Origin of the sequence: Polaribacter glomeratus (assembly GCF_002954665.1) — a bacterium.
In the GTDB taxonomy this organism is placed as follows: domain Bacteria; phylum Bacteroidota; class Bacteroidia; order Flavobacteriales; family Flavobacteriaceae; genus Polaribacter; species Polaribacter glomeratus.
In genome coordinates, this window is record NZ_MSCM01000001.1 from 1,520,018 (window position 1) to 1,542,829 (window position 22,812).

14 protein-coding genes are annotated in these 22,812 nt (G+C 31.4%); 10 read left to right on the forward strand and 4 right to left on the reverse strand.

Going from position 1 to position 22,812, the window contains the following annotated elements:
* Positions 1 to 5 precede the first annotated feature (5 nt).
* The 10 genes from BTO16_RS06520 to BTO16_RS06565 all read left to right on the forward strand — a co-directional run bounded on the left by BTO16_RS06520 (position 6) and on the right by BTO16_RS06565 (position 17,663).
* Positions 6 to 1,568, forward strand: a complete 1,563-nt coding sequence (locus BTO16_RS06520; RefSeq protein ID WP_105020818.1) for a hypothetical protein — start codon at positions 6 to 8, stop codon at positions 1,566 to 1,568.
* Positions 1,569 to 1,720: 152 nt separating this feature from the next.
* Positions 1,721 to 2,650: a peptidylprolyl isomerase gene (locus tag BTO16_RS06525; protein ID WP_105020819.1), complete on the forward strand. Its 930-nt coding sequence runs from the start codon at positions 1,721 to 1,723 to the stop codon at positions 2,648 to 2,650.
* A 228-nt stretch (positions 2,651 to 2,878) separates the two neighbouring features.
* Entirely contained in the window at positions 2,879 to 6,124 is a 3,246-nt protein-coding gene (locus BTO16_RS06530) for a S41 family peptidase (protein ID WP_105020820.1), read from the forward strand.
* Between the two features lie 283 nt (positions 6,125 to 6,407).
* Positions 6,408 to 8,093 (forward strand): response regulator, encoded by a 1,686-nt coding sequence (locus BTO16_RS06535; RefSeq protein WP_105020821.1) that lies wholly within the window; start codon positions 6,408 to 6,410, stop codon positions 8,091 to 8,093.
* A 10-nt stretch (positions 8,094 to 8,103) separates the two neighbouring features.
* Positions 8,104 to 9,795: an ATP-binding protein gene (locus BTO16_RS06540; RefSeq protein ID WP_245892001.1), complete on the forward strand. Its 1,692-nt coding sequence runs from the start codon at positions 8,104 to 8,106 to the stop codon at positions 9,793 to 9,795.
* Positions 9,796 to 9,897: 102 nt separating this feature from the next.
* Positions 9,898 to 11,538 carry an ATP-binding protein gene (locus tag BTO16_RS06545; RefSeq protein WP_105021535.1) on the forward strand — a complete coding sequence of 547 codons (1,641 nt, stop codon included), beginning with the start codon at positions 9,898 to 9,900 and terminating at the stop codon, positions 11,536 to 11,538.
* Between the two features lie 11 nt (positions 11,539 to 11,549).
* Positions 11,550 to 13,220 carry a response regulator gene (locus BTO16_RS06550; RefSeq protein ID WP_105020822.1) on the forward strand — a complete coding sequence of 557 codons (1,671 nt, stop codon included), beginning with the start codon at positions 11,550 to 11,552 and terminating at the stop codon, positions 13,218 to 13,220.
* A gap of 178 nt (positions 13,221 to 13,398) precedes the next feature.
* On the forward strand, positions 13,399 to 16,623 hold the full coding sequence (locus BTO16_RS06555; protein WP_105020823.1) for a PAS domain-containing sensor histidine kinase: 3,225 nt from the start codon (positions 13,399 to 13,401) through the stop codon (positions 16,621 to 16,623).
* A gap of 10 nt (positions 16,624 to 16,633) precedes the next feature.
* Positions 16,634 to 17,005, forward strand: a complete 372-nt coding sequence (locus tag BTO16_RS06560; protein WP_105020824.1) for a response regulator — start codon at positions 16,634 to 16,636, stop codon at positions 17,003 to 17,005.
* Between the two features lie 109 nt (positions 17,006 to 17,114).
* On the forward strand, positions 17,115 to 17,663 hold the full coding sequence (locus tag BTO16_RS06565; RefSeq protein WP_105021536.1) for a DUF3124 domain-containing protein: 549 nt from the start codon (positions 17,115 to 17,117) through the stop codon (positions 17,661 to 17,663).
* A gap of 114 nt (positions 17,664 to 17,777) precedes the next feature.
* Here the strand turns inward: BTO16_RS06565 and leuB are convergent, their stop codons facing one another.
* From leuB to leuC, 4 genes are all read right to left on the reverse strand, one after another.
* Complete coding sequence (gene leuB, locus BTO16_RS06570) at positions 17,778 to 18,833, reverse strand: 3-isopropylmalate dehydrogenase (protein ID WP_105020825.1); 1,056 nt, start codon at positions 18,831 to 18,833, stop codon at positions 17,778 to 17,780.
* A 114-nt stretch (positions 18,834 to 18,947) separates the two neighbouring features.
* Positions 18,948 to 20,468, reverse strand: a complete 1,521-nt coding sequence (locus BTO16_RS06575) for an alpha-isopropylmalate synthase regulatory domain-containing protein (RefSeq protein WP_105020826.1) — start codon at positions 20,466 to 20,468, stop codon at positions 18,948 to 18,950.
* Between the two features lie 23 nt (positions 20,469 to 20,491).
* Complete coding sequence (leuD, locus tag BTO16_RS06580; protein ID WP_105020827.1) at positions 20,492 to 21,091, reverse strand: 3-isopropylmalate dehydratase small subunit; 600 nt, start codon at positions 21,089 to 21,091, stop codon at positions 20,492 to 20,494.
* 108 nt (positions 21,092 to 21,199) lie between these two features.
* Complete coding sequence (gene leuC, locus BTO16_RS06585) at positions 21,200 to 22,600, reverse strand: 3-isopropylmalate dehydratase large subunit (protein WP_105020828.1); 1,401 nt, start codon at positions 22,598 to 22,600, stop codon at positions 21,200 to 21,202.
* Positions 22,601 to 22,812: the final 212 nt, after the last annotated feature.

Here is a 22,812-nt window from a genome sequence, read left to right on the forward strand (position 1 = left end):
GAATCATGAAAAAGTTAGTGCTTTTATTTTTTATTTTTATCAGTTTGCAAAATTACTCACAAACGTATAATTTATCGGAACTTGAAGGAAAAGAATTACATAACAGTATTCGATTAAATTATATTTTGGTTCATCAGCCTTTTGAACAAGTACCCTATGAATTAGCGCCTACATTAGGTTTTGTTGGTTTAACTTACAATATTCCTTTAAATGATTGGCTGTACACGGGCGCTGGTTTTCATACCGCAATTACAGGAGATCAAGGTGGTTTATTTACGTTAGGTGTTACTTTAGGTTTAAATACGCCCATCTATAAAGATTTATATTTTGATGCAAATCTGCATTTTGGTGGCGGTGGCGGATTTAGAAGCTTAGTAAATGGTGGTGGAATGATTTATCCTAACGCTGGTTTACAATACAAAAAAAATGGCTATTCTTTTGGTGTTCAATATGGTTATGTAAACTTTTTTACGGGAATTCAGAAAAATGACAATGTTTCTTTTTTTGTTGAAATTCCAAGTGTATTAAGAACAGGTTCTTATAAAGATGCTCAAAAAACGTTTACTTTAAATGATGACTCAATTGATGAGTTTTGGACAAAACCAGCGGTGAAAAGTGTACAACAATTAACTTTAGATTATTTCTTTCCTATCGGAATGTCTAGGGCTGATACCACCACAAATCCCTCATACAAAACACTTACAGAAACATTATCTATTATTGGTTTTGAATATCAAAGATATTTAACGTCAAACACCTTTGTGTATGCTCATGTAGATACGATGTATAGCGGCTTAGTATCTGGATTTATGGATTTATTTTTTGGTGTTGGAAAGAATTTTAATGAAACCAAAAATGTTAACTTCTTTGCAAAAATGGGAGTTGGTGCTGCAGGAGGAAGAATTTATCCAGAAGGTGGTTTAACAATGTATCCTAGTGTTGGTTTCGATGTTCATTTAACTGATAAATTAGGAATTAGTGCGCATGGTGGTTATCATAGAGCCATTGGCGGAACATTTGAAGCTTATACTGCAGGTGTAAGTTTAAAATATTATGGGTTAACCGGAGGATTAAAAGATCCTTTTTCGGAAGAAAGTGCATCAAAAATTAAAACTCATGGAGTTGGTGTTGGTGTTCAAAATCAGACGTATTATAAGATGGCAAAAGATGATAATACAACAATTGATTTAGAAATGATTTCTCTAAAAATATTCTATGATTTAAATAAACGCTTTTATTTAGTTGGCGAAACTTCTTTTGCTTATGAAGGTAAATCTGGCGGTTATGCTCATGGAATATTTGGATTAGGAATTAGAAGCAATCAATTTTTAAATGGTAAATTTTCAACTTTTATTGAATTAATGGGTGGTGTTGCTGGTGGCGCAGGTGTTGATACTGGTGAGGGGGTTTTAGTAAGACCAACAGTTGGGGTTAATTATCATTTAACGGATAGTTTTTCTTTAAATATTGCGGCCGGACAAACTATAACTCCTTATGGAAATGTGAATTCTACAAATTTAAACCTAGGTTTTACATATGGTTTATCAATTTTAAATTCAAAAAAATAAGGTACGCTGAGTTTGTTTCTGCAAGTCCTCAATAAAATACCTTATTTTTGTACGATAATAATTAAAGTCAGTTCGAGCGCAGTCAAGAACTCATAAGTGAACAAAACATCTCAACTGCGCTCGAGAATACAAATAGTAAAATAATTAAAACAATGAATAACGGAATATTCGCAAAATTCACCACTCCTAAAGGTGAAATTTTAGTACAATTAGAACACGAAAAAGCGCCAGGAACTGTTGGTAACTTTGTAGCGTTGGCTGAAGGAAATTTAGAAAACTCTGCAAAAGGTCAAGGAACTCCCTATTATGATGGATTAAAATTCCATAGAGTAATACCTGAGTTTATGGTTCAAGGAGGATGCCCTCAAGGAACAGGAACAGGAAATCCTGGTTATAAATTTGATGATGAATTTCATCCAGATTTAAAACATGATGCTCCGGGAAAATTAGCAATGGCTAACTCTGGACCAGCAACAAACGGTAGTCAGTTTTATATTACCCACGTTCCTACTCCATGGTTAGACGGTAAACACACTGTTTTTGGTACGGTTATAGACAGCCAAGATATTGTAGATGCAGTTGCACAAGGTGATGACATGAAAATAGAAATCATTAGAGTTGGTGCAGATGCAGAGGCTTTTAATGCTGTTGAGGCTTTTAGAACTTTTGAAGGTTCAAGAGAAAAAAGAGAAGCAGAAGTAAAAGCAAAACAAAATGAGTTGTTAGATTCTGTTGCTGCAGGTTACGAAGAAACTAAAAGTGGTTTACGTTACCAAATTTTACAAAAAGGTACTGGTAAACAAGCTACAAAAGGCGCTAATGTTTCTGTACATTATAAAGGTCAATTATTAGACGGAACAGTTTTTGATTCATCATATAAAAGAAAAGAACCAATTGATTTTGCTATTGGAGTTGGCCAAGTAATTGCTGGTTGGGATGAAGGAATTCAATTATTAAAAGTTGGTGATAAGGCACGTTTTGTAATTCCTTCTCATTTAGCGTACGGAGAATCTGGTGCTGGTGGAGTAATTCCGCCAAATGCAACCTTAATCTTTGATGTTGAATTGATGAATGTAAAATAACTCTTTTACCTTTTTTGTATATAAAAACTCTCGAATTTCGAGAGTTTTTTTTTGATCATATTTTAAAAATAAACTATTAGATTTTATTTTGTAAATTTAACGCAACTACTTATTGTAGAAAAAGATACTTCGGATATAAAAATAATAATCAAAATTAATTTGTTTTATATCAGTACGTATTAAGTTGAAAATTACCTTTAAAATAACCAAACAAACCTAAAAAACCAAATGATTACCAAACCAAACATCAGTATTCAAAAACTCCTCTATTTATTTATTTTTACCTTTTTACTAAACCCAGCAACCTACTCTCAAGGTTTTGAAGGTTATTACAGATATCCAGATGTACACGATAACACCATCGTTTTTTCTGCGGAAGGAGATCTTTGGACTGTTCCTATCTCTGGCGGATTGGCAAGAAGATTAACCACACATTTAGAAGAAGAACGCTTTCCCTCTATTTCTCCGGATGGAAAAACCGTTTTGTTTTCAGCAAATTATGAAGGTCCGATGGAAATTTATACAATTCCCGTGAACGGTGGTTTAACAACTCGTTGGACCTATGAAAGTGAGCCATCCCTTGCAACAACTTGGGCACCAAACGGAGAAATTGTCTATGCTACTTGGGCGTATAACAAAAAACCTGATTATCAATTAGTAAAAATAAATACAGCATCAAAAGTAAAAAGCTTCATCCCATTAGACCAAGCAAGTGAAGCTAGTTTTAATAAAGATGGTAAAACCGTTTATTTTGTAAGACCTGCTTTTCACAGAAATGTAACAAAACGATATAAAGGTGGTACAGCAAGACAAATTTGGAAATTTACCGAAGGTGAAAAAGAAGCTATAAAGTTAACAACAGAGTATCTTGGTGAAAGTCATCACCCAATGTGGTATCAAAATAAAGTATATTTTATTACGGATAGAGACGGAATTATGAATGTTTGGTCGATGAACGAAGATGGAAGCGACTTAAAGCAAATAACGAAACATGATAAATTTGATGTACGTTATGCAAATATATCTAACGGAAATATTGTGTATCAATTAGGTGCAGATTTATGGTTGCATAATTTAGCATCAAATACAGGAAATAAAATTGACATTAAATTAGTTTCTGATCATGAACAACTTAGAGAAAAATGGGACGATACTCCATCAGAATATATTAGCAATGTAAACACAAATAAAGACGGCTCTAAAATTGTTATTACCGCAAGAGGTAAAATATTTGTAGTTCCTGTAGAAGCTGGAAGAACTGTTTCTTTTTCTGATAAATCAAACGTAAGATATAGAGATGCAACTTTCTCTTCGGATGGAAAAGAAATTATTACGCTGTCTGATGAAAGTGGTGAATTTGAATTTATTACAATGTCTGCAGACGGTATGGGAGACTCTAAAACGATCACCAAAGACGGATCCATTTTAAGATATGAAGGAAACCCTTCGCCAGATGGTAAACTTTTGGCTTACAGTGATTTGAGTGAACATCTATTTGTTTTAAATATTGCCACTGGTAAAAGTTCAAAAATATCTACAAACCAAGAAGGTATTAGAGATTACACTTGGTCGCCAGACAGTAAATGGATCTCTTTTGTACAAGTTGCAGAAAATACCATGGCTCAAATTAAAATTTACAATGTAGAGACTAAAAAAAGTTTCGATTTAACTACGGATAGAGCAAATAGCACGAGTCCGAAATGGAGTCTAGATGGTACGTTTCTTTATTTTATATCCGATAGAAGTTTTACCACAATTGTAGGAAGTCCTTGGGGAACAAGACAGCCTGAACCTTATTTTGAAGCGAGTGAAAAAATATATCATGTTGCGTTGCAAAAAGGTACGAGATCTCCCTTTAGACCAAGTGATGAGTTATACATTAAAGAAGAATGCAAAGACTGCGATAAAAAAGTAGTAACTGTTTTAATTGATGAAGATGGTATTAAAGAAAGAATCATAGAAGTACCAGTAAGCCCAGGAAATTATAGAAGCTTAGACCTTAATAAAACAACATTATTTGTACTTTCATCAGATATAGGTTTAAATGGAAAAACTCATTTAGCAGCAATTAAAATAGACAACAAAGAGGTAAGTGTAACTACAATTCTAGAAGATGTTAAAAACTACCAACTAACTGCGGATGGTGAAAAAATTCTTATCTCAAAAGGAAAAAGTTTTTACATGGTAAAAGCAGCAACCGAAAAAATTAGTGTTAGCGATAAAAATAGCATTGATTTAAGTGGTTGGAAATTTGCAATAAACCCCATAGAAGACTGGCAACAAATGTTTACAGATGCGTGGAGAATGGAACGTGATTATTTTTATGATAAAAATATGCACGGTGTAGATTGGGATGCCATGCATGCTAAATATCTTCCTTTAATTTCTCGTATTACCACAAGAGACGAACTTTCTGATTTAATAGGAAGTTTTGTGGGCGAATTAGCAGCCTTGCACACCAGTGTTGGAGGTGGCGATTTAAGAAGTGATCCTAAAAATATTCCTGTAGCAAATCTTGGTGCCGTTTTAGTGCGTGACGAAGCGAATGCAGGATTTAAAATTGAATACATTTATAAGGTTGACCCAGATTATCCGGATGAAAAATCACCTTTAGATGATCCTTATTTAGATGTAAAAGAAGGCGATATTATTACACATGTAAATGGTAAAAATGCTTTGTCAGCTGTAGATATTGGCGAATTAATTAGAAACCAAGTAGGTAAACAAGTTCGATTAACCATAAAGAGCTTAAAAACTTCAAAAGATATCATTGTTACTCCAATTGCAAATTCTTTCAAATTAAGATATGGAGATTGGGAATACGGAAACAGATTGCATGTTGAAAAAGAATCTGAAGACGCTATTGGTTATTTGCATCTTAGAGCAATGGGCGAAAATGACATCAATCAGTTTTATAGAGAGTTCTATCCTGTTTTTAACAGACAAGGGTTAATTATTGATGTTCGATACAATTGGGGCGGAAATATTGATAGTTTTATTCTGGAAAAATTACTTCGTAAAGCGTGGATGTATTGGAAAGGAAGAAGTGGAAAACAATATTGGAATATGCCTTACGCATTTACAGGGCACATTGTAATTCTTGTTAATGAAAACACCTATTCGGATGGTGAAGCTTTTGCAGACGGATTTAAAAGACTTAATCTAGGAACTGCTATTGGAACTAGAACTTGGGGTGGTGAAATTTGGTTAAATAGCGCCAATACTTTAAGTGATAACGGAATTGCAAGAGCGCCAATGTTTGGTGTTTATGGCGATGGTAAATGGCGTATAGAAGGGCATGGTTTTGAACCGGATATCGTGGTTGAAAATCTACCGCATGAAACTTTTAACGGTAAAGACGCGCAATTAGAAAAAGCAATTAATTTATTAAAAAAATTAATTGAAAAAGATACTAGAATAGTGCCTGCAGTTCCTGAATACCCAAATAAATCATTTAAGAATAATAAAAAATAAACTTATAACAAATTGATACTTTATAAAATTTTAATTTTCAATGGTTAGTAAAATAATTATTTTACTTTTAAAAAAAATAAAAAACTCTCGAAATTCGAGAGTTTTTATTTTTTTTAAAGGTTATTACTTTTTTTTTACTACATTAGATGTTATTATGATTATATTTTTTTTTTAAATCATAATTTTATTTACATGTAACTGATTAATTGCGTTTAAAATAAAAATCTTCCCCCTAAGATTCATTTATTTTTTGGGACAGGTTTTTATAAAATTATAGAACTCTATGTCCGAAGATAAAAAACACCCAACTTCAAGAAGGCTTAATAAGCTAATGTATGCCATAAGTTTACTCATTGGTTGCTTAGCACTATTTTCAGGTATCGTTTCTTTTCTTTTAGGTTTAAATAATTTAGGCTACTATCATTTTGCTACGGTTATTATCTATATTTACTGTGCTTATCTTTCTAAAAATGGACGTACTTATTATTCTAGAATCCTCTTTTTTATCCTATTAAATTTAGGGATTACAAGTACAGCTTCCTTTATAGGAAGAGCAGGTAGCGTAGAATATATGTTTATCTTTTCTTTGGCATTGCCTTTTTCTGTATTCTCTTTTAGAACAGAAAAGCTATATGTATATTTCTTTTCGCTTCTTTCTGGTTTTCTTTGGATAACCCTTGCTATAACCGACTTTAAATTATTTACGGATACACCTATAGATATTGTTATTGCAAACACATATATTTATCCTATATCTATTATTTGTGCGTTTACTATGGTGGTAACCCAACTTATTTATTTTTCTATTCTTGGCACAAAATACTATTCAAAAATTCATATTAAAAAACAAGAAGCATTAGAAGCATCCCTGGCAAAATCTAAATTTTTAAGCACTATGAGCCATGAAATTAGAACACCTTTAAATGCTGTAATTGGTTTGTCTCATATTTTAGGAGATAACGAACCAAGAGAAGATCAAATCAAAAATATCGAGGCGCTGAGTTATTCTGGTAAAACATTATTAAATTTATTAAATAATGTTTTAGATTTTAGTAAAATGCAATTTTCTGCTATAGAGCTAGATAATATCCCTACAAATATTAATGCCGATGCCCAGCAAATAAAAAAAATACATGAAGCAGCTTGTTTAAAAAAAGGCATTTTGCTTAAATTAGAAATTGACGATACTATACCTTACGTATATCTAGATATAATTAGATTTAGTCAAGTTCTGAACAATCTAATTTCTAATGCAATTAAATTTACAGATAAAGGAAGTGTTACCTTAATAATAAAAAAAATAAGACAAAGAAAAGATTTTGTTACGCTTCATGTAGAAGTAAAAGATACTGGTATTGGTATTCCTAAAGTTAAACAAAAAATAATTTGGGAAGCTTTTACGCAAGAATCTAATACAACAAACCGCTTATATGGTGGTACAGGTTTAGGTTTGCCTATTGTAAAAAGTATTCTAAATGTAATGAAAACAAAAGCAAGAATTAGAAGTGTAAACGATCAAGGTAGTCGTTTTTATTTTAATTTAAAACTAAAAATTGCAAAATACAATACAATCGAAAAGGAAATAGAGGCAGAAAAATTCAACTTTACAGGTATCAAAGTTTTATTAGTAGATGATAACCTTATTAACGTAATGGTTGGTAAACAAATTCTTGAAAAAGAAAAACTAATAGTAAGTATCGCGAATGATGGTCTAATTGCCGTACAAAAAGTAAAAGAAGAAAATTTTGATATTGTACTAATGGATATTCAAATGCCAATTATGGATGGATATAAAGCAACTAAAGAAATTAGAAAATTTAATCCTAATATTCCTATACTAGCACTGTCTGCAAATGTGTTTATGGAGGTTAAAGATAAAATTGATAAATGTGGTATGAATGGTTTTATTTTTAAACCATTTACTCCAGAAGATTTATTGAGTCAGATTGAAAAATTTACACGTAATTAATTTTAAAGAAATGTTAGAAATAAGCACTTGGCCATTTTCAAAAAGAAGAATAAAAATGATTTTTATTACTTCTATGATATGCATGACAATGACAATTCTTTGGCTTGCAATGGCGGTTTCATTAAAAATAAACACCTTAAGCAATTATCTATTTGTAGCTGCTGTTTTATTTTTAACTTGCGCAATACTCTCTAAAAATGGATATCCAAAGATAGCGAGAGCTTTATTTCTTTTATTGTTCAACTGCTCAATTGCTTTTGTCTCTTCTTACCTAGGTAAAGATGCTAGTGTAGAATTCTTTTTAATTTTTGCAATTGGCCTACCTTTCGTTTTCTTCTCATTTAGTAGAGAGAAAATTCAAATTATCCTTTTTTGTTTGCTACCTTTTATATTTTGGGTACTACTGTATTTTACCAACTTTAAACTTTTTATTGATATTGAATTAAATAATCCTGTAAAAACAAGAAACATCGTTTATTATGTTTCAATAACTACTACCCTACTTTTTGTTGTAATTCAGCTAATTTATTATTCATATATAAATTCTAATGCAAATAAAAGTGCACATTCTACAAAACAAGAAGCCATAGACGCATCAGATGCAAAATCGAGATTTCTAAGCACTATGAGTCATGAAATTAGAACGCCCTTAAGCGCTGTTATTGGGCTATCTCATATTTTAACAGATAATAATCCTCGAAAAGATCAAGTTCAAAATATTGAAGCTCTAAATTATTCTGGTAAAATATTATTAAACTTACTAAACAATGTTTTAGATTTTAGCAAAATTCAGTCTACTACTATAGAATTAGACAACATACCTGTAGACATATCCGAAGCTATAAAGCAGATTAAAAAAATTCATGAAGCATCTTGTTTGCGAAAAAGAATTGTAATGAATTTAGAAATTGATACTGACATTCCTTTTGTTTGGTTAGATATTGTTAGATTCAATCAAATTATTAATAATTTAGTAACAAATGCTATTAAATTTACAGATAAAGGAAGTGTAACTCTTAAAATAACTAAAGTAAATCAAACCAAAGATTCTTTAGATTTATTAACCGAAATTATTGATACTGGTATCGGTATTCCAGAAGACAAACACAACACAATTTGGGAAGCTTTTACACAAGCATCTAACACAACAAATAGATTGTATGGCGGCACTGGCCTTGGCTTACCTATTGTAAAAAGTATTGTTGAAGCAATGGGTTCAAGTGTTCTAATTGAAAGCGAACCAGAAAAAGGAAGCCGTTTCTATTTTCAACTTAACCTAAAGCTAGCTACTGAACAAGAGCTACTTAAAACTACCTATAAAAAAGAACACGATTTTAAAGGTAAAAAAATTCTATTGGTAGAAGACAACTTAATTAATTTAATGGTTGGAAAACAAATTCTAGAAAAAGTAAACTTAAAGGTCGAGGTTGCTAGGGATGGCTTAACTGCTGTAAACATGGTTAAAGAAAACCATTTTGATATTGTTTTAATGGATATTCAAATGCCAATTATGGATGGTTATAAAGCATCCAAAGAAATTAGAAAGTTTAACAAAGACATCCCTATTTTTGCGCTTTCTGCATCTGTTTTTTTGCAAGTAAAAAGTAAAATAGAAGATTGTGGCATGAATGGTTTTATTTATAAACCTTTTGATCCAGATGATTTATTAAATCAAATTGAAAATGCTATAATTAACAGATAATAACGTTTTTATAATCATAGAAGGTGTATCTTTAATTGAATTTACATTTTAAATGATGTAATTTAAATCACTATGTTAGATTTTTCCCCAAGGCGTATTCAAATGATATTTGCATTATCATTAATTGCTATTATTGTTAGTGTGGTTTGCACACTAATAGTAATAAAATTAAATGTTACAGATTTAATATACGTTCATACAACATGTATTTTTTTATATCTTACGAGCGCTTACCTTGCTAAAAAAGGAAATTTAAAAATAGCAAGATTATTATATTTTATTATTTTAAATACTGGTATAGTTTCAACGGCATCTTATATTGGGCAAGACGGCGGTGTAGAGTTTATGTTAATGTTTACAATGAGTTTACCTTTTATGGTATTTTCTTTTAGAAATGAAAAATATCTAATTGCTATATTTTCACTCACTTCAATTTTTCTTTGGATAGCATTATATGTAACAGATTTTAACTTAATAACAACCTCAAAAATAGCTATAGAAACTGCGAGTAATCTCATTTATCCTGTTTCTATTATTACCACACTTTTTTTAGTTACTTTTCAGTTAATGTATTTTTCATACTTAAATTATAATAGTTCTTATACTATTCATAGCAGTCGCGAAGATGCCTTAGAAGCATCAGAGGCTAAGTCTAAATTTTTAAGCACGATGAGCCATGAAATTAGAACACCTTTAAATGCGGTTATTGGTCTTTCTCATATTTTAGGCGATAATAAACCTAGAGAAGACCAAATACAAAACATTGAAGCCTTAAATTATTCTGGTAAAATTTTATTAAATCTGTTAAATAACGTTTTAGATTTTAGTAAAATGCAATCTACTAAAATTGAGCTTGACGCTATTCCTACTGATATTTCTGCTGCCATTAAACAGATTAAAAAAATTCATGAATCCTCTTGTAATCAAAAGGGAATTTCTATGAATCTAGAAATAGATGATGCTATTCCTGTTGTTTATTTAGACATTGTTAGGTACAATCAAGTAATAAATAACTTAGTTACAAATGCAATAAAATTTACTGATGAAGGCAGCGTAACTCTAAAAATAAAAAAACAAAAAGAAACAATTAACAGTATAAACATACTTACAGAAGTAATTGATACCGGAATAGGTATCCCAAAAGATAAACAAGATACTATTTGGGAAGCATTTACGCAAGCATCAACAACTACAAATAGGTTATATGGCGGTACAGGTTTAGGTTTACCTATTGTAAAAAGTATTGTAGAAGCCATGAATTCTAAAGTTAAAATAGAAAGTATGCATGGCACAGGAAGTCGTTTTTACTTTAATCTTGATCTAAAACTTGCTTCAAACACTTCATTAAACAAATCAAATCAAAAAAAAGAAAGAAATTTTGATGGTAAAAAAGTGCTTTTAGTAGAAGACAACTTAATTAATGTAATGGTTGGTAAGCAAATTCTAGAAAAAGCAAAATTAAATGTAGATGTTGTAAACGATGGTTTAGCTGCCGTAAATAAAGTAAAAGAAAATACCTACGACATTGTTTTAATGGATATTCAAATGCCAATTATGGATGGATATCAAGCTACTATAGAAATTAGAAAATTTAATAAAACACTGCCAATTTTAGCCCTTTCTGCTTCTATTTTCATGGAAGTAAAAGACAAAATAAATGAAAGTGGAATGAACGGTTTTATCTACAAACCTTTTAATCCTGAAGATTTACTAGACAAAATTGAACAAGCAATCAGCAATTAATATCTCTACATATGCTTAATCACTCACAAAGAAGATTTAACCTCGTATTTACATTATCCTTAGTTAATATTGGGTTTGCTTTACTGTGTACATTCCTTTCTCATAAGTTCGATTTTATTTGGCTAAGAAATTACAACGCGCTAAATATTATTGCATATGTTTTGGCCGCCTATCTTGCAAAAAAAGAAAAACTGAATGCTGCAAGAATAGTATATTTACTTACAAGCAGTATTGGTCTTGCCGTTATCTCATCTTTTGTAGGTAAAAATGGTAGTGTAGAGTTTGTATATATGTTTAACATTGGCTTGCCTTTTATATTATTTTCTTTTAGACGAGAACGCTACTTAGTACTACTATTTACACTACTTCCTTTAGTATTATGGATGTTACTTTTTATCACTGATTATAATCTTTTTGCGATCAAAAAGTTAGACCCAATAACTGCAAGAAATGTCATTTATCCAATAGCTATTTCTAGTACCATATCACTAGTTATTTTTCAATTAATATACTATCTAATATTAAATGCACGTTATTTTGATAAAATTCATACAAAAGAATTAGAAGCCTTAGAAACATCAAATGCAAAATCTAAGTTTTTAAGCACCATGAGCCACGAAATTAGAACGCCTTTAAACGCCGTTATTGGACTCTCGCATATTTTGGGCGATAACAATCCTAGAGAAGACCAAGTTCAAAATATAGAAGCGCTCAATTATTCTGGTAAAATATTATTAAATCTGCTAAACAATGTGTTAGATTTTAGTAAAATGCAGTCTACTAATATTCAACTAGATAACATTCCTGTTGATTTATCTGCAGCCGTAAAACAAATAAAAAAAATTCATGAAGCTGCTTGTTTAAGAAAAGGCATTACCATGAATCTAGAAATTGATGATGATATACCTCTAATTTGGCTAGATATAGTTCGTTTTAATCAAGTAATTAATAACTTAGTTACAAATGCTATAAAATTTACTGATAAAGGAACTGTAACTCTTAGCATTAAAAGTATACATAAAACCAAAGATTCACTCGTTTTATTAACTCAGATTATAGACACAGGAATCGGAATTCCAAAAGACCAACACGAAACTATTTGGGAAGTATTTACACAGGCATCTAGCACCACTAACCGCTTGTATGGTGGTACAGGCTTGGGGTTACCAATTGTAAAAAGTATTATAGAAGCAATGGGATCGCAAGTAAAAATTGAAAGCGAAATTAACAAAGGAAGTCGTTTTTATTTTCAGCTAGATGTAAAATTAGCTTCGGATAAAGAGCTACATAAAACTACCCATAAAAAAGAATTTAATTTTAAAGAAAAAACTGTCTTATTAGTAGAAGACAATTTAATTAATATTATGGTTGCGCAACAAATCTTAGAAAAAGTAAATTTAAAAGTTGCAATTGCAAACGATGGTTTAACTGCGGTTAATATGGTTAAAGAAAAAGAATATGATGTTGTTTTAATGGATATTCAAATGCCTATTATGGACGGCTATACGGCATCTAAAGAAATTAGAAAATTTAATAAACAAATACCAATCTTAGCGTTATCCGCTTCTGTTTTTATGGAGGTAAAAGATAAAATGGAAGAAAGTGGTATGAATGGTTTTATCTTTAAACCATTTGAACCAGAAGATTTATTAAATCAAATAGAAAATGCAATAAATACCTAATCCCTTTTTCTTGATTTTTATTCAGTTATTTAAAATGATTCTTTAATGTGCTTTTTTTATTAAAAGGATGTTTTTCCTCTTGATTTTTTCAATTTAAAAATTTAAATTAGCTAAATAAGATTATTAAATATTTAATAATTTTGTTAAATGTATAAAGCCAACACCTTAATACAAGCTAATGCTAAAGAAAAAACCCACTTATAAAGAATTAGAAGAACAGATTAAAGAATTAAAATCTGATGATAAACTAAAAAAAAGTGAAGATCGTATTAACATGCTATTAAAAGCATCTGATGATATGATTACCATTCACAAAACTAATGGTAGATATATTTATTATAATGGACCAACACGTTATGCAATAGCTCTAAAAGATATCGTTGGTAAAAAACCCAAAGACCTTTTTGATCAAGACACCTCTAAAGTACTTTTAGACGGATTTAGAAAAGTAGTAAAAACAGGCGAAAGCGAAACTATTGAAGTACTTTTAGATTGGCTAGGAGAAAAAAAATGGTTTTCAGAATACATGTATCCTATTAAAAATGATACAGGTAAAGTTGTTGAAATAGTAAAAGTATGCAGAGACATCGATAAACGTAAAATTGCAGAACTAGAAATAGAAAATCAAAATAAATTAAAAGATAAGAAAGCTACCGAACTAGTTCTTAGTGAAAAACGTTTAAACGAAGCACAAGCCACTGCAAAAATTGGTAGTTGGGAATTAGACCTTTTAACATTTAATATTTATTGGTCACCTGAACAATACCGTATTTTTGAAATGGAAAATACACCTGCAGAGAAGTTATATAAAACTTATCGAAACAAAATTAATCGAAGCGAGAAAACTGAGCTAGACCGTTTGGTGAGATTAGCCATTAAAACGGGCAATAGTTATGAATTTGAACATCGAATACTTTGCAATGACGGCAGTACTAAATACATTTTAGGTATTGGTAAACCTTCGTTTGATGCAAACGGAAAAGCAGTATCAATTAATGGCACAGTGCAAGACATCACCCAAAGTAAAACCATTAAAAAAGAGTTAGACCATCAAAATAAAAAACTTGATCAACTAAATAATGCCTTAAATCAAGCTCAAAAACTAAGTAATATTGGTAGTTGGCAATGGAACATGACAACAGATAAAGCAGAATGGTCTGATGAAATGTACAATATTTATGGGGTTTCAAAAGAACACTTTTACCCTTCTAATGAAAATGTAACTAAAACCGTTGTACCCCAAGATTTACATAAAGTAGAGAAAGGTATAAGCGCTTTACTTATTGATAAAATATTTATCCCTTTTGAGTTTAGAATAAAGAGGCCTTGCGGAGAAATTAGAACGCTTTATATTATGGCACTCGAAAAAAATTCTCAAGACAGTATTTTTGGGGTTACAAAAGATATAACCGAACAAAAACATGCAGAAGATAAAAACAGACGAATAGAAGAGGATTTTAAAGAATTATTTGATAATGCAGCAATCTCTATTTGGAACGAAGATTTTACACTTGTATATAAACACTTAGATGAACTTAGAAAACTAGAGATATCAAATATTAAAATATATTTAGAACAAAACCCAGAAATAGTATTTTCATTACTTTCAAAAGTAAAGGTAACGAATGTAAATAAAGCCACTTTAAAGTTATTTAAAGCAAAAAATAATCAAGATTTTTTAAATAATATACAGCTTACATTTGGTGATGGAGCAGAAAAAGTTTTTATAAATCTTATAGAAGCCATTTGGAATAATGAAAAAACATTTACATCCGAAGTAAATTATAAAACATTAGAGGGTGATGAATTTGCTGCTTTATTTTCAATTCCTATTCCTCAAAAAGAAGGGAATCAGAAAACAGTGCCAATTAGTATTCAAAGTATTCAAAACATAAAAGATGCAAAATTAGCGAAAAAGGAATCTTTAAAAAAATTAAATGAAGCGCAAAAATTAGCACATATTGGTAGTTGGTTATATAATCTTTCAACTCAAAATATAGAATGGTCTAATGAAACATTTCACATCTGGGGGTTTGATCCAAAAAAGAACCCTCCTGAATTAGAAGAACTAATTAACCTAATACATCCAGAAGACCAAGAGTTATTTATAAGTGCTGTTAGCGAAGCTATCAGTTTAAAAAAACCATACGATTTAGAGCATAGAATTTGCCTACAAAATGGCACACAAAAAACGATAAGGTCTGTTGGTCAAACGATCTTAGATGAAAATAATAAGATACTTCGCTTGGCCGGAACAACACAAGATATTACCTTAAAAAAACTATTAGAAGAAGAGAAATATAATACTAAATTAAAATTGCAAAATATTAGTAATGAATTAATACAGGCTCAGAAATTAGCAAAAGTAGGCAGTTGGTTATACAATCTTTCTACGCAAGAAAAAGAATGGTCAGAAGAAATGTATCATATTTGGGGTTTTGACATAACAAAACCAATACCTGAATTCGATACAGCATTAAGTCTAATTCATACTGATGATTTAGAGTTGTATAAAGAAGCAGTTAACAAGGCTGTTAATCTAGGTGTTCCATACGATATTGAATTTCGAATTATACTTTCTAATAATGAGCAAAAAACAGTAAAATCAATTTGTCAACCTGTATTTGATAACAATAATAAAGTAACTAGTTTATCAGGGGCTAACCAAGATATTACTGCACAAAAACTATTTGAAGAAGCGCAAAGCAAACACCAAAGATTAAAAGCTATTGGAGAAATGTCATCTTCTATTGCTCATGATTTTAATAATTCTCTACAACAAATGATGGGTAATTTAGAAGTTGTAAAAATTCAAAATGAATTATCAACTAGTTCTCTTGATCGGTTAAATACTATTGGAACTATTATTACTGATGTTGCTAGTAGAGTTAAAGCCTTGCAAAAATTTGGAGATACCGAAAATATTAATAAAAACGCTAAACTATTCGATTTAAACATCTTAATTGAAGAAAGCTTAAAGGAATCAAATCCTTTATGGAAAAACACATTAGATAGTAAATTTCTAAAAATCGATATTACAACTGATTTTGGTAACATCCCTAAAATTAACTGTAACAAAGGTGAGATAAAATCTGTTATCTTTAATTTGATTAAAAATAGTATTGAAGCAATGCCAAAAGGTGGCGTTCTAAACATTAAAACAGGCTTAAATGCAACAGGCGTTTTTGCTACCTTTACAGATACCGGTATTGGGATGGATACAGAAACTAGATTAAAAGTATTTCAACCCTTCTTTTCAACCAAAGGATTTAAATTAGGCAGAGGTTTAGGAATGAGCGGCGCATACGGAATTATAAAAAAACACAGAGGAGATATAGTTGTTAAATCTTCTAAAATAAATAAAGGAACATGTATCGAAATTATTTTTCCAAGAGGTGTCTAAAATAAAAGTTATGAAAGAAAATAAAGAAAAAGAATCTTTGTGTGTTTTATGGGTAGATGACGATTTTATAATTGCCGAATCTGCACGTATGTTAGTGGCTTTGATGGGACATAAATGTACTCTTGTAATGAGTGGAAAAGAAGCTTTAGCACATCTTAATGAAAATAATTGTGATGTTGTATTTACAGATATTGGCATGGTAGAAATGGATGGATGGCAGTTAGCCGAAGCAATTAGAGCTAAGTTTGCAAAAAAAATAAAAATTGTTGCCGTAACCGGATGGGATATTGAAGAGAAAGTTAAAGAGCAAAACAACATTGACCTTATTCTACAAAAACCATTCACATTAGAGGAACTTAAAAAAACCTTTATGGCTTTGTAATTTTCTAGTACTAAAAATGCTTATTCTAATATTTAAATTAAAGATTACAATTTTGCAGATAATAAACTACTATAAAGAATAAAAATCGTTTAATTAAAAAATGAAAAAAATGAAATATACCTCAACAATATTAAAAACTGTACTGCTAGTTTTTATTTTTATTTCTTGCGAAAATAAGAATCCAAATATTATAAAATCAGGAGTAGACGAGTTAGAATCTCTGGAATTGGGTCATCCAATAGATAAAAATCAAATGAAGTACAATGATACTATTTATGTACCCATTTATTCTAATATTTATGTAACCAGAGTAAATCAAAAATGCCTTTTAGCCGCTACTTTGAGTATTAGAAATACGAGTTATTCTGATTCTCTATTTGTAACCAAAATTGATTATTTTAATACTGAAGGCGTTTTAGTAAAAAACTATCTACATAATTCTATTAGTTTACCACCAATGGCCAGTATAAACTATGTGATTGAAAAAGAGGATGATACAGGAGGATCCGGAGCAAACTTTATTGTTGAGTTAAGCGGTAAAAACAAACATGTTAAACCAATAATTCAAGCAATAATGATAGGAGAAAATGGCACAAATCAAGGGTTTGCTTTTTCTACTGATGGTTATTCAATAAAAAGATCAAAAGACATAGAGTAAAAGATCTAGCATAAAACGTACTCTTTTGATGCAGGACTTTTTTATGGTCTAAAACAAAAAAAGCGCCCAAAATTAGAGCGCTTTTTAAAATATATTCAATTTAGAAACTAAGTATTATATATTTTCTGTAATCCAAGCTCCTACCTCTTTTGTGCCGTAAGCTTTTCCTCCATCTGCTAAATCTTCTGTAACAATTCCTTTGTTTAAAGCATTGTTTACCGCCTCTCTAATTGCTTTTCCTTCTTCTAGTAAACCAAAGTTTTCGAACATCATTGCTGCAGATAAAATTGTAGCCATAGGATTTGCAATATTTAAGCCAGTTGCTTGCGGATAAGAACCGTGAATTGGCTCGAATAAACCAATATTAGAACCTAAAGATGCACTTGGCATTAATCCCATAGAACCAGAAATAACAGAAGCTTCATCAGTTAAAATATCGCCGAATAAATTTTCTGTAATTAATACGTCATAACTATTTGGCCATTGTACCAAACGCATCGCAACTGCATCTACAAACTCGTAAGAAACCGTAACTTCTGGATAATCCTTTTCCATAGCCTGAACAGTTTCTCTCCATAAACGTGAAGTTTCTAAAACATTGGCTTTATCAACACAACACAATTTTTTAGAACGTGTCATTGCCAATTCAAACCCTTTTTTAGCCAAACGAATTACCTCTGCTCTTGTGTATACACAATTGTCAAAAGCAGTCTCTCCACCATCTCTTCTACCCTTTTCGCCAAAGTAAATTCCCCCCGTTAATTCACGTAAAAAAACCAAATCAGTTCCTTCTATTCTTTCTCTTTTTAAAGGCGATTTATCTAACAAAGAAGGAAACGTAAATGTTGGTCTTACGTTTGCAAATAAGCCTAATTTTTTACGCATTTTTAACAATCCTTGCTCCGGACGAACTTTTGCTAACGGATCATTGTCATATCTTGGATGACCAATTGCACCAAATAAAACAGCATCCGAAGTTGCACAAATTTCATGAGTTTCATCTGGATATGGTTCACCAACTGCATCAATTGCTGCTGCACCTGTTAAAGCGGGCCTCCAAGTTATTTCGTGGTTAAATTTTTTAGCTATTGCGTCGGATACTTTTACTGCTTGGTCTATAACTTCCGGACCAATTCCGTCTCCAGCTAATACTGCGATTTTTAATTTCATATTTTTAAGCTTTTGGCTGTTTGCAATTGGCAATTGGCTCAATATACAGCTGATAATTTATTCGGTTCTGTTTTTTTTAGCTAATAGCAAACTGCTAAGAGCAAATGGCATTTTTTAAATAATATTCAACATTTTCTCTGTGGCTTTAATTGCAGATACTGTTTGATCTGAATCTAAACCTCGTGTAATAAATTCGTGTTTTTCTCTTCTCCAAGTAATAATCGTTTCACACAAGGCATCCGAATTACTTCCTGGCGGAATTCTAACTGCATAATCAATCAACTTAGGAACTTCCTTTTTACTGTGTGTTTTGTACAACTTTTTTAAAGCATTCATAAAGGCATCAAATTGTCCGTCTCCTTGTGCATGCGCTTCATACAAAACGCCTTCCACTCTTAACTGCAAAGTAGTTGATGGTTTCATTCCTTTTGCATGCCCCAAAACATAATTTTCTACAATTACACGTTTTACAATTGTATCACTGTCTAAAACATCAGAAATTATGTAAGGTAAATCTTCTTGAGACACTACTTCTTTTTTGTCTCCTAACTCAATAATTCTTTGGGTAACTTTTTTAAGTTCTTCATCATTTAAACTAATTCCTAAATCTTGTAAATTCTTTTGGATATTTGCTTTACCTGATGTTTTTCCTAATGCATATTTACGTTTTCTACCAAATCGTTCTGGCATTAAATCGTTAAAATATAAGTTGTGCTTGTTGTCTCCATCTGCATGAATTCCTGCCGTTTGTGTAAAAACATTAGCGCCAACAACTGGTTTATTCACGGGAATTCTAAAGCCCGAAAATGTTTCTACAAGCTTACTAACTTTATTTAGCGCTTTTTCATTTACAGTAATTTTTACATCCTTTAAAAAGTCGTTAATTACTGCAATAACACTTGCCATTGGTGCATTTCCTGCACGTTCTCCCATCCCATTTATGGTTAAATGCAATCCGTTTGCACCCGCTTTTACAGCTTCCATTACGTTGGCAACGCCTAAATCATAATCATTATGACCATGAAAATCGATGTGAATAGTTGGATATTTTTGACGAACTTCAGTAATAAACTCAAAGGTTTCATCCGGAGTTAAAATACCTAAAGTATCTGGTAATAAAACGCGTTCTATATTTTGAGTCGTTAAGAAATCTAAATATTCAAAAACGTAGGTTTTGGAATTACGCATTCCGTTAGACCAATCTTCTAAATACACATTTGTTTTAATAGTATGTTTCGCCGCTAACTCAATAGTAGCTTTGATATCTACAAAATGTTGTGTTGGTGTTTTTTTTAGCTGATGTGTTAAGTGATTTAAAGAACCTTTGGTTAATAAATTCTGAACTTTTGCGCCAGATTCGATCATCCATTCTATAGATTTTCCACCATCAACAAAAGTTAACACCTCTATTTTATCTAAACAATTATTTTCTGATGCCCAAGAAGTAATTTTCTTTACAGCTTGTAATTCGCCATCAGAAACTCTGGCAGATGCAATTTCTAAACGGTCTACTTTTAATTCTTCTAAAAGTAATTTTGCGATTGTTAATTTCTCAGAAACCGAAAACGACACGCCTGATGTTTGTTCGCCATCACGCAGTGTCGTATCCATTATTTCAATCTTTCTAGTTGCCATACGTCAATCTTAAAAAATTATTTTTAGAAAGGTCTTGTTTTGGCAAAAGCAGTTATTTCGTTTTCGATGTTTTTTAAATAATCAATATCATCAAAACCGTTTAACATATTGTCTTTTTTGTAGGTATTTATTACAAAAGATTCAGATTCACCTGTTGCCAGTAAAGTTACTTTCTGATTTGGTAAATCAACGTTAATCTCTGTTTTTGGATCTGCCATAATTGCAGCAAATAACGTATCTGCAAATTTAGCCGAAACCTGAACCGGTAAAACCCCCACATTTAAACAGTTATTTTTAAAAATATCTGCAAATGCTGATGAAATTACACAACGCAATCCAAAATCGTACACAGACCAAGCTGCGTGTTCTCTTGACGAACCAGAACCAAAGTTTCTACCTCCTACTAAAATTTTAGAACCTGCATAAATTTCTTTGTTTAAAGGAAAATCTGCTTTTGGTGTTCCGTCTGAATTGTATCTCCAATCGCGAAAAAAGTTTACATCAAAATCTACACGCTCTGTTGCTTTTAAAAAACGAGCAGGAATTATTTGATCTGTATCTACATTTTCTGTTGGTAATGGATATGCTGTACTTGTTAATATGTTGAATTTATCGTAAGCCATGTTTTTAAGTATTCAGTCTGCCAGTATTCAGTAGGCAGTCATTTTTAGTTATTTTAATATTTTATGGTAAGCAACATCATTTGACTGAAAACTGCCTACTGTAAACTGCTAACTAGTCATTAGCGTTCTAGGATCTGTAACAACTCCTTGCACTGCGGATGCTGCAGCAACTAAAGGTGATGCTAATAGGGTTCTAGATCCGGGGCCTTGTCTTCCTTCAAAATTTCTGTTTGATGTTGAGACCGATAATTTTCCTGATGGAACTTTATCATCATTCATAGCCAAACAAGCCGAGCAACCTGGTTCTCTTAAAACAAAACCTGCTTCTGTAATAACTTTATCTAACCCTTCTGCTTTTATTTGATCTACTACTTTATGAGAACCCGGTACTAACCAAGCTGTTACATTCGGCGCTTTTTGTCTTCCTTTTACAATAGAACAAAACCCTCTAAAATCTTCAATTCGTCCGTTTGTACAAGAACCTAAAAACACAAAATCAATTTCTTTACCAATCATAGAATCACCCTCGTTAAAAGCCATATATCCTAATGATTTTCTGTAAGTTTCTACGCCACCTTCTAAACTTTCGGCAGTTGGAATCGATTTTGTTACGCCCATTCCCATTCCTGGGTTTGTACCGTAGGTAATCATTGGCTCAATATCTGATGCTTCATAATTATATTCAACATCAAATTCTGCACCTTCATCAGTATGCAACGTTTCCCAATATTTCATGGCTTTGTCCCAATCGGCTCCTTTCGGAGTTTGAGCACGCCCTTTTAAATATTCGTATGTTTTGGCATCCGGAGCAATCATACCTCCACGTGCACCCATCTCAATAGATAAATTACACACAGTCATTCTGCCTTCCATAGACATGTCTTTAAAAACACCTCCTGCATATTCAACAAAATAACCCGTTGCGCCCGAAGTTGTTTGCTTAGAAATAATATACAAAGCCACATCTTTTGGAGTTACTCCCAAACCTAATTTACCGTTTACGTTGATACGCATTTTTAAAGGTTTTGGTTGCATAATACATTGTGTAGACAAAACCATTTCTACTTCTGATGTACCAATACCAAAGGCAATAGCACCAAAAGCACCATGTGTTGATGTGTGAGAATCTCCACAAACAATTGTTGCACCAGGTAAGGTAATTCCGTTTTCTGGACCAACAACATGCACAATTCCGTTGTTTTTATCACCTAAACCCCAATGTGAAATTCCGTGTTTAGCCGCATTTCTTTCTAACGCATCTAACTGATTTGCAGACAAAGGATCTGCGACAGGTAAATGTTGATTTATAGTTGGTGTATTGTGGTCTGCCGTTGCAAATGTACGCGCAGGATATACAACACTGTTTCCTCTACTTTCTAATCCTAAAAACGCTACAGGACTTGTAACTTCGTGGATAAAATGACGGTCAATAAAAAACACATCTGGTCCGTCTTTAACGTGACGAACAACGTGTGAATCCCATACTTTGTCAAATAATGTTTTTGCCATTTTTTGTAACTTTTATGATGCTATTAATAATCAATTACCAAAAATACAATTTTATTGTGTTTTACTGATATTGAAACGTTTAACCACATTATACCCAACTGTTAAAAAGGCTTTTACATAGCTGTATAACAAGTCATTAACCCAATTTAAAATACGATGTCTACTTATTTTATAGAATATTTATTTTTTTTAAAAATAAAAGTATGTCAAAC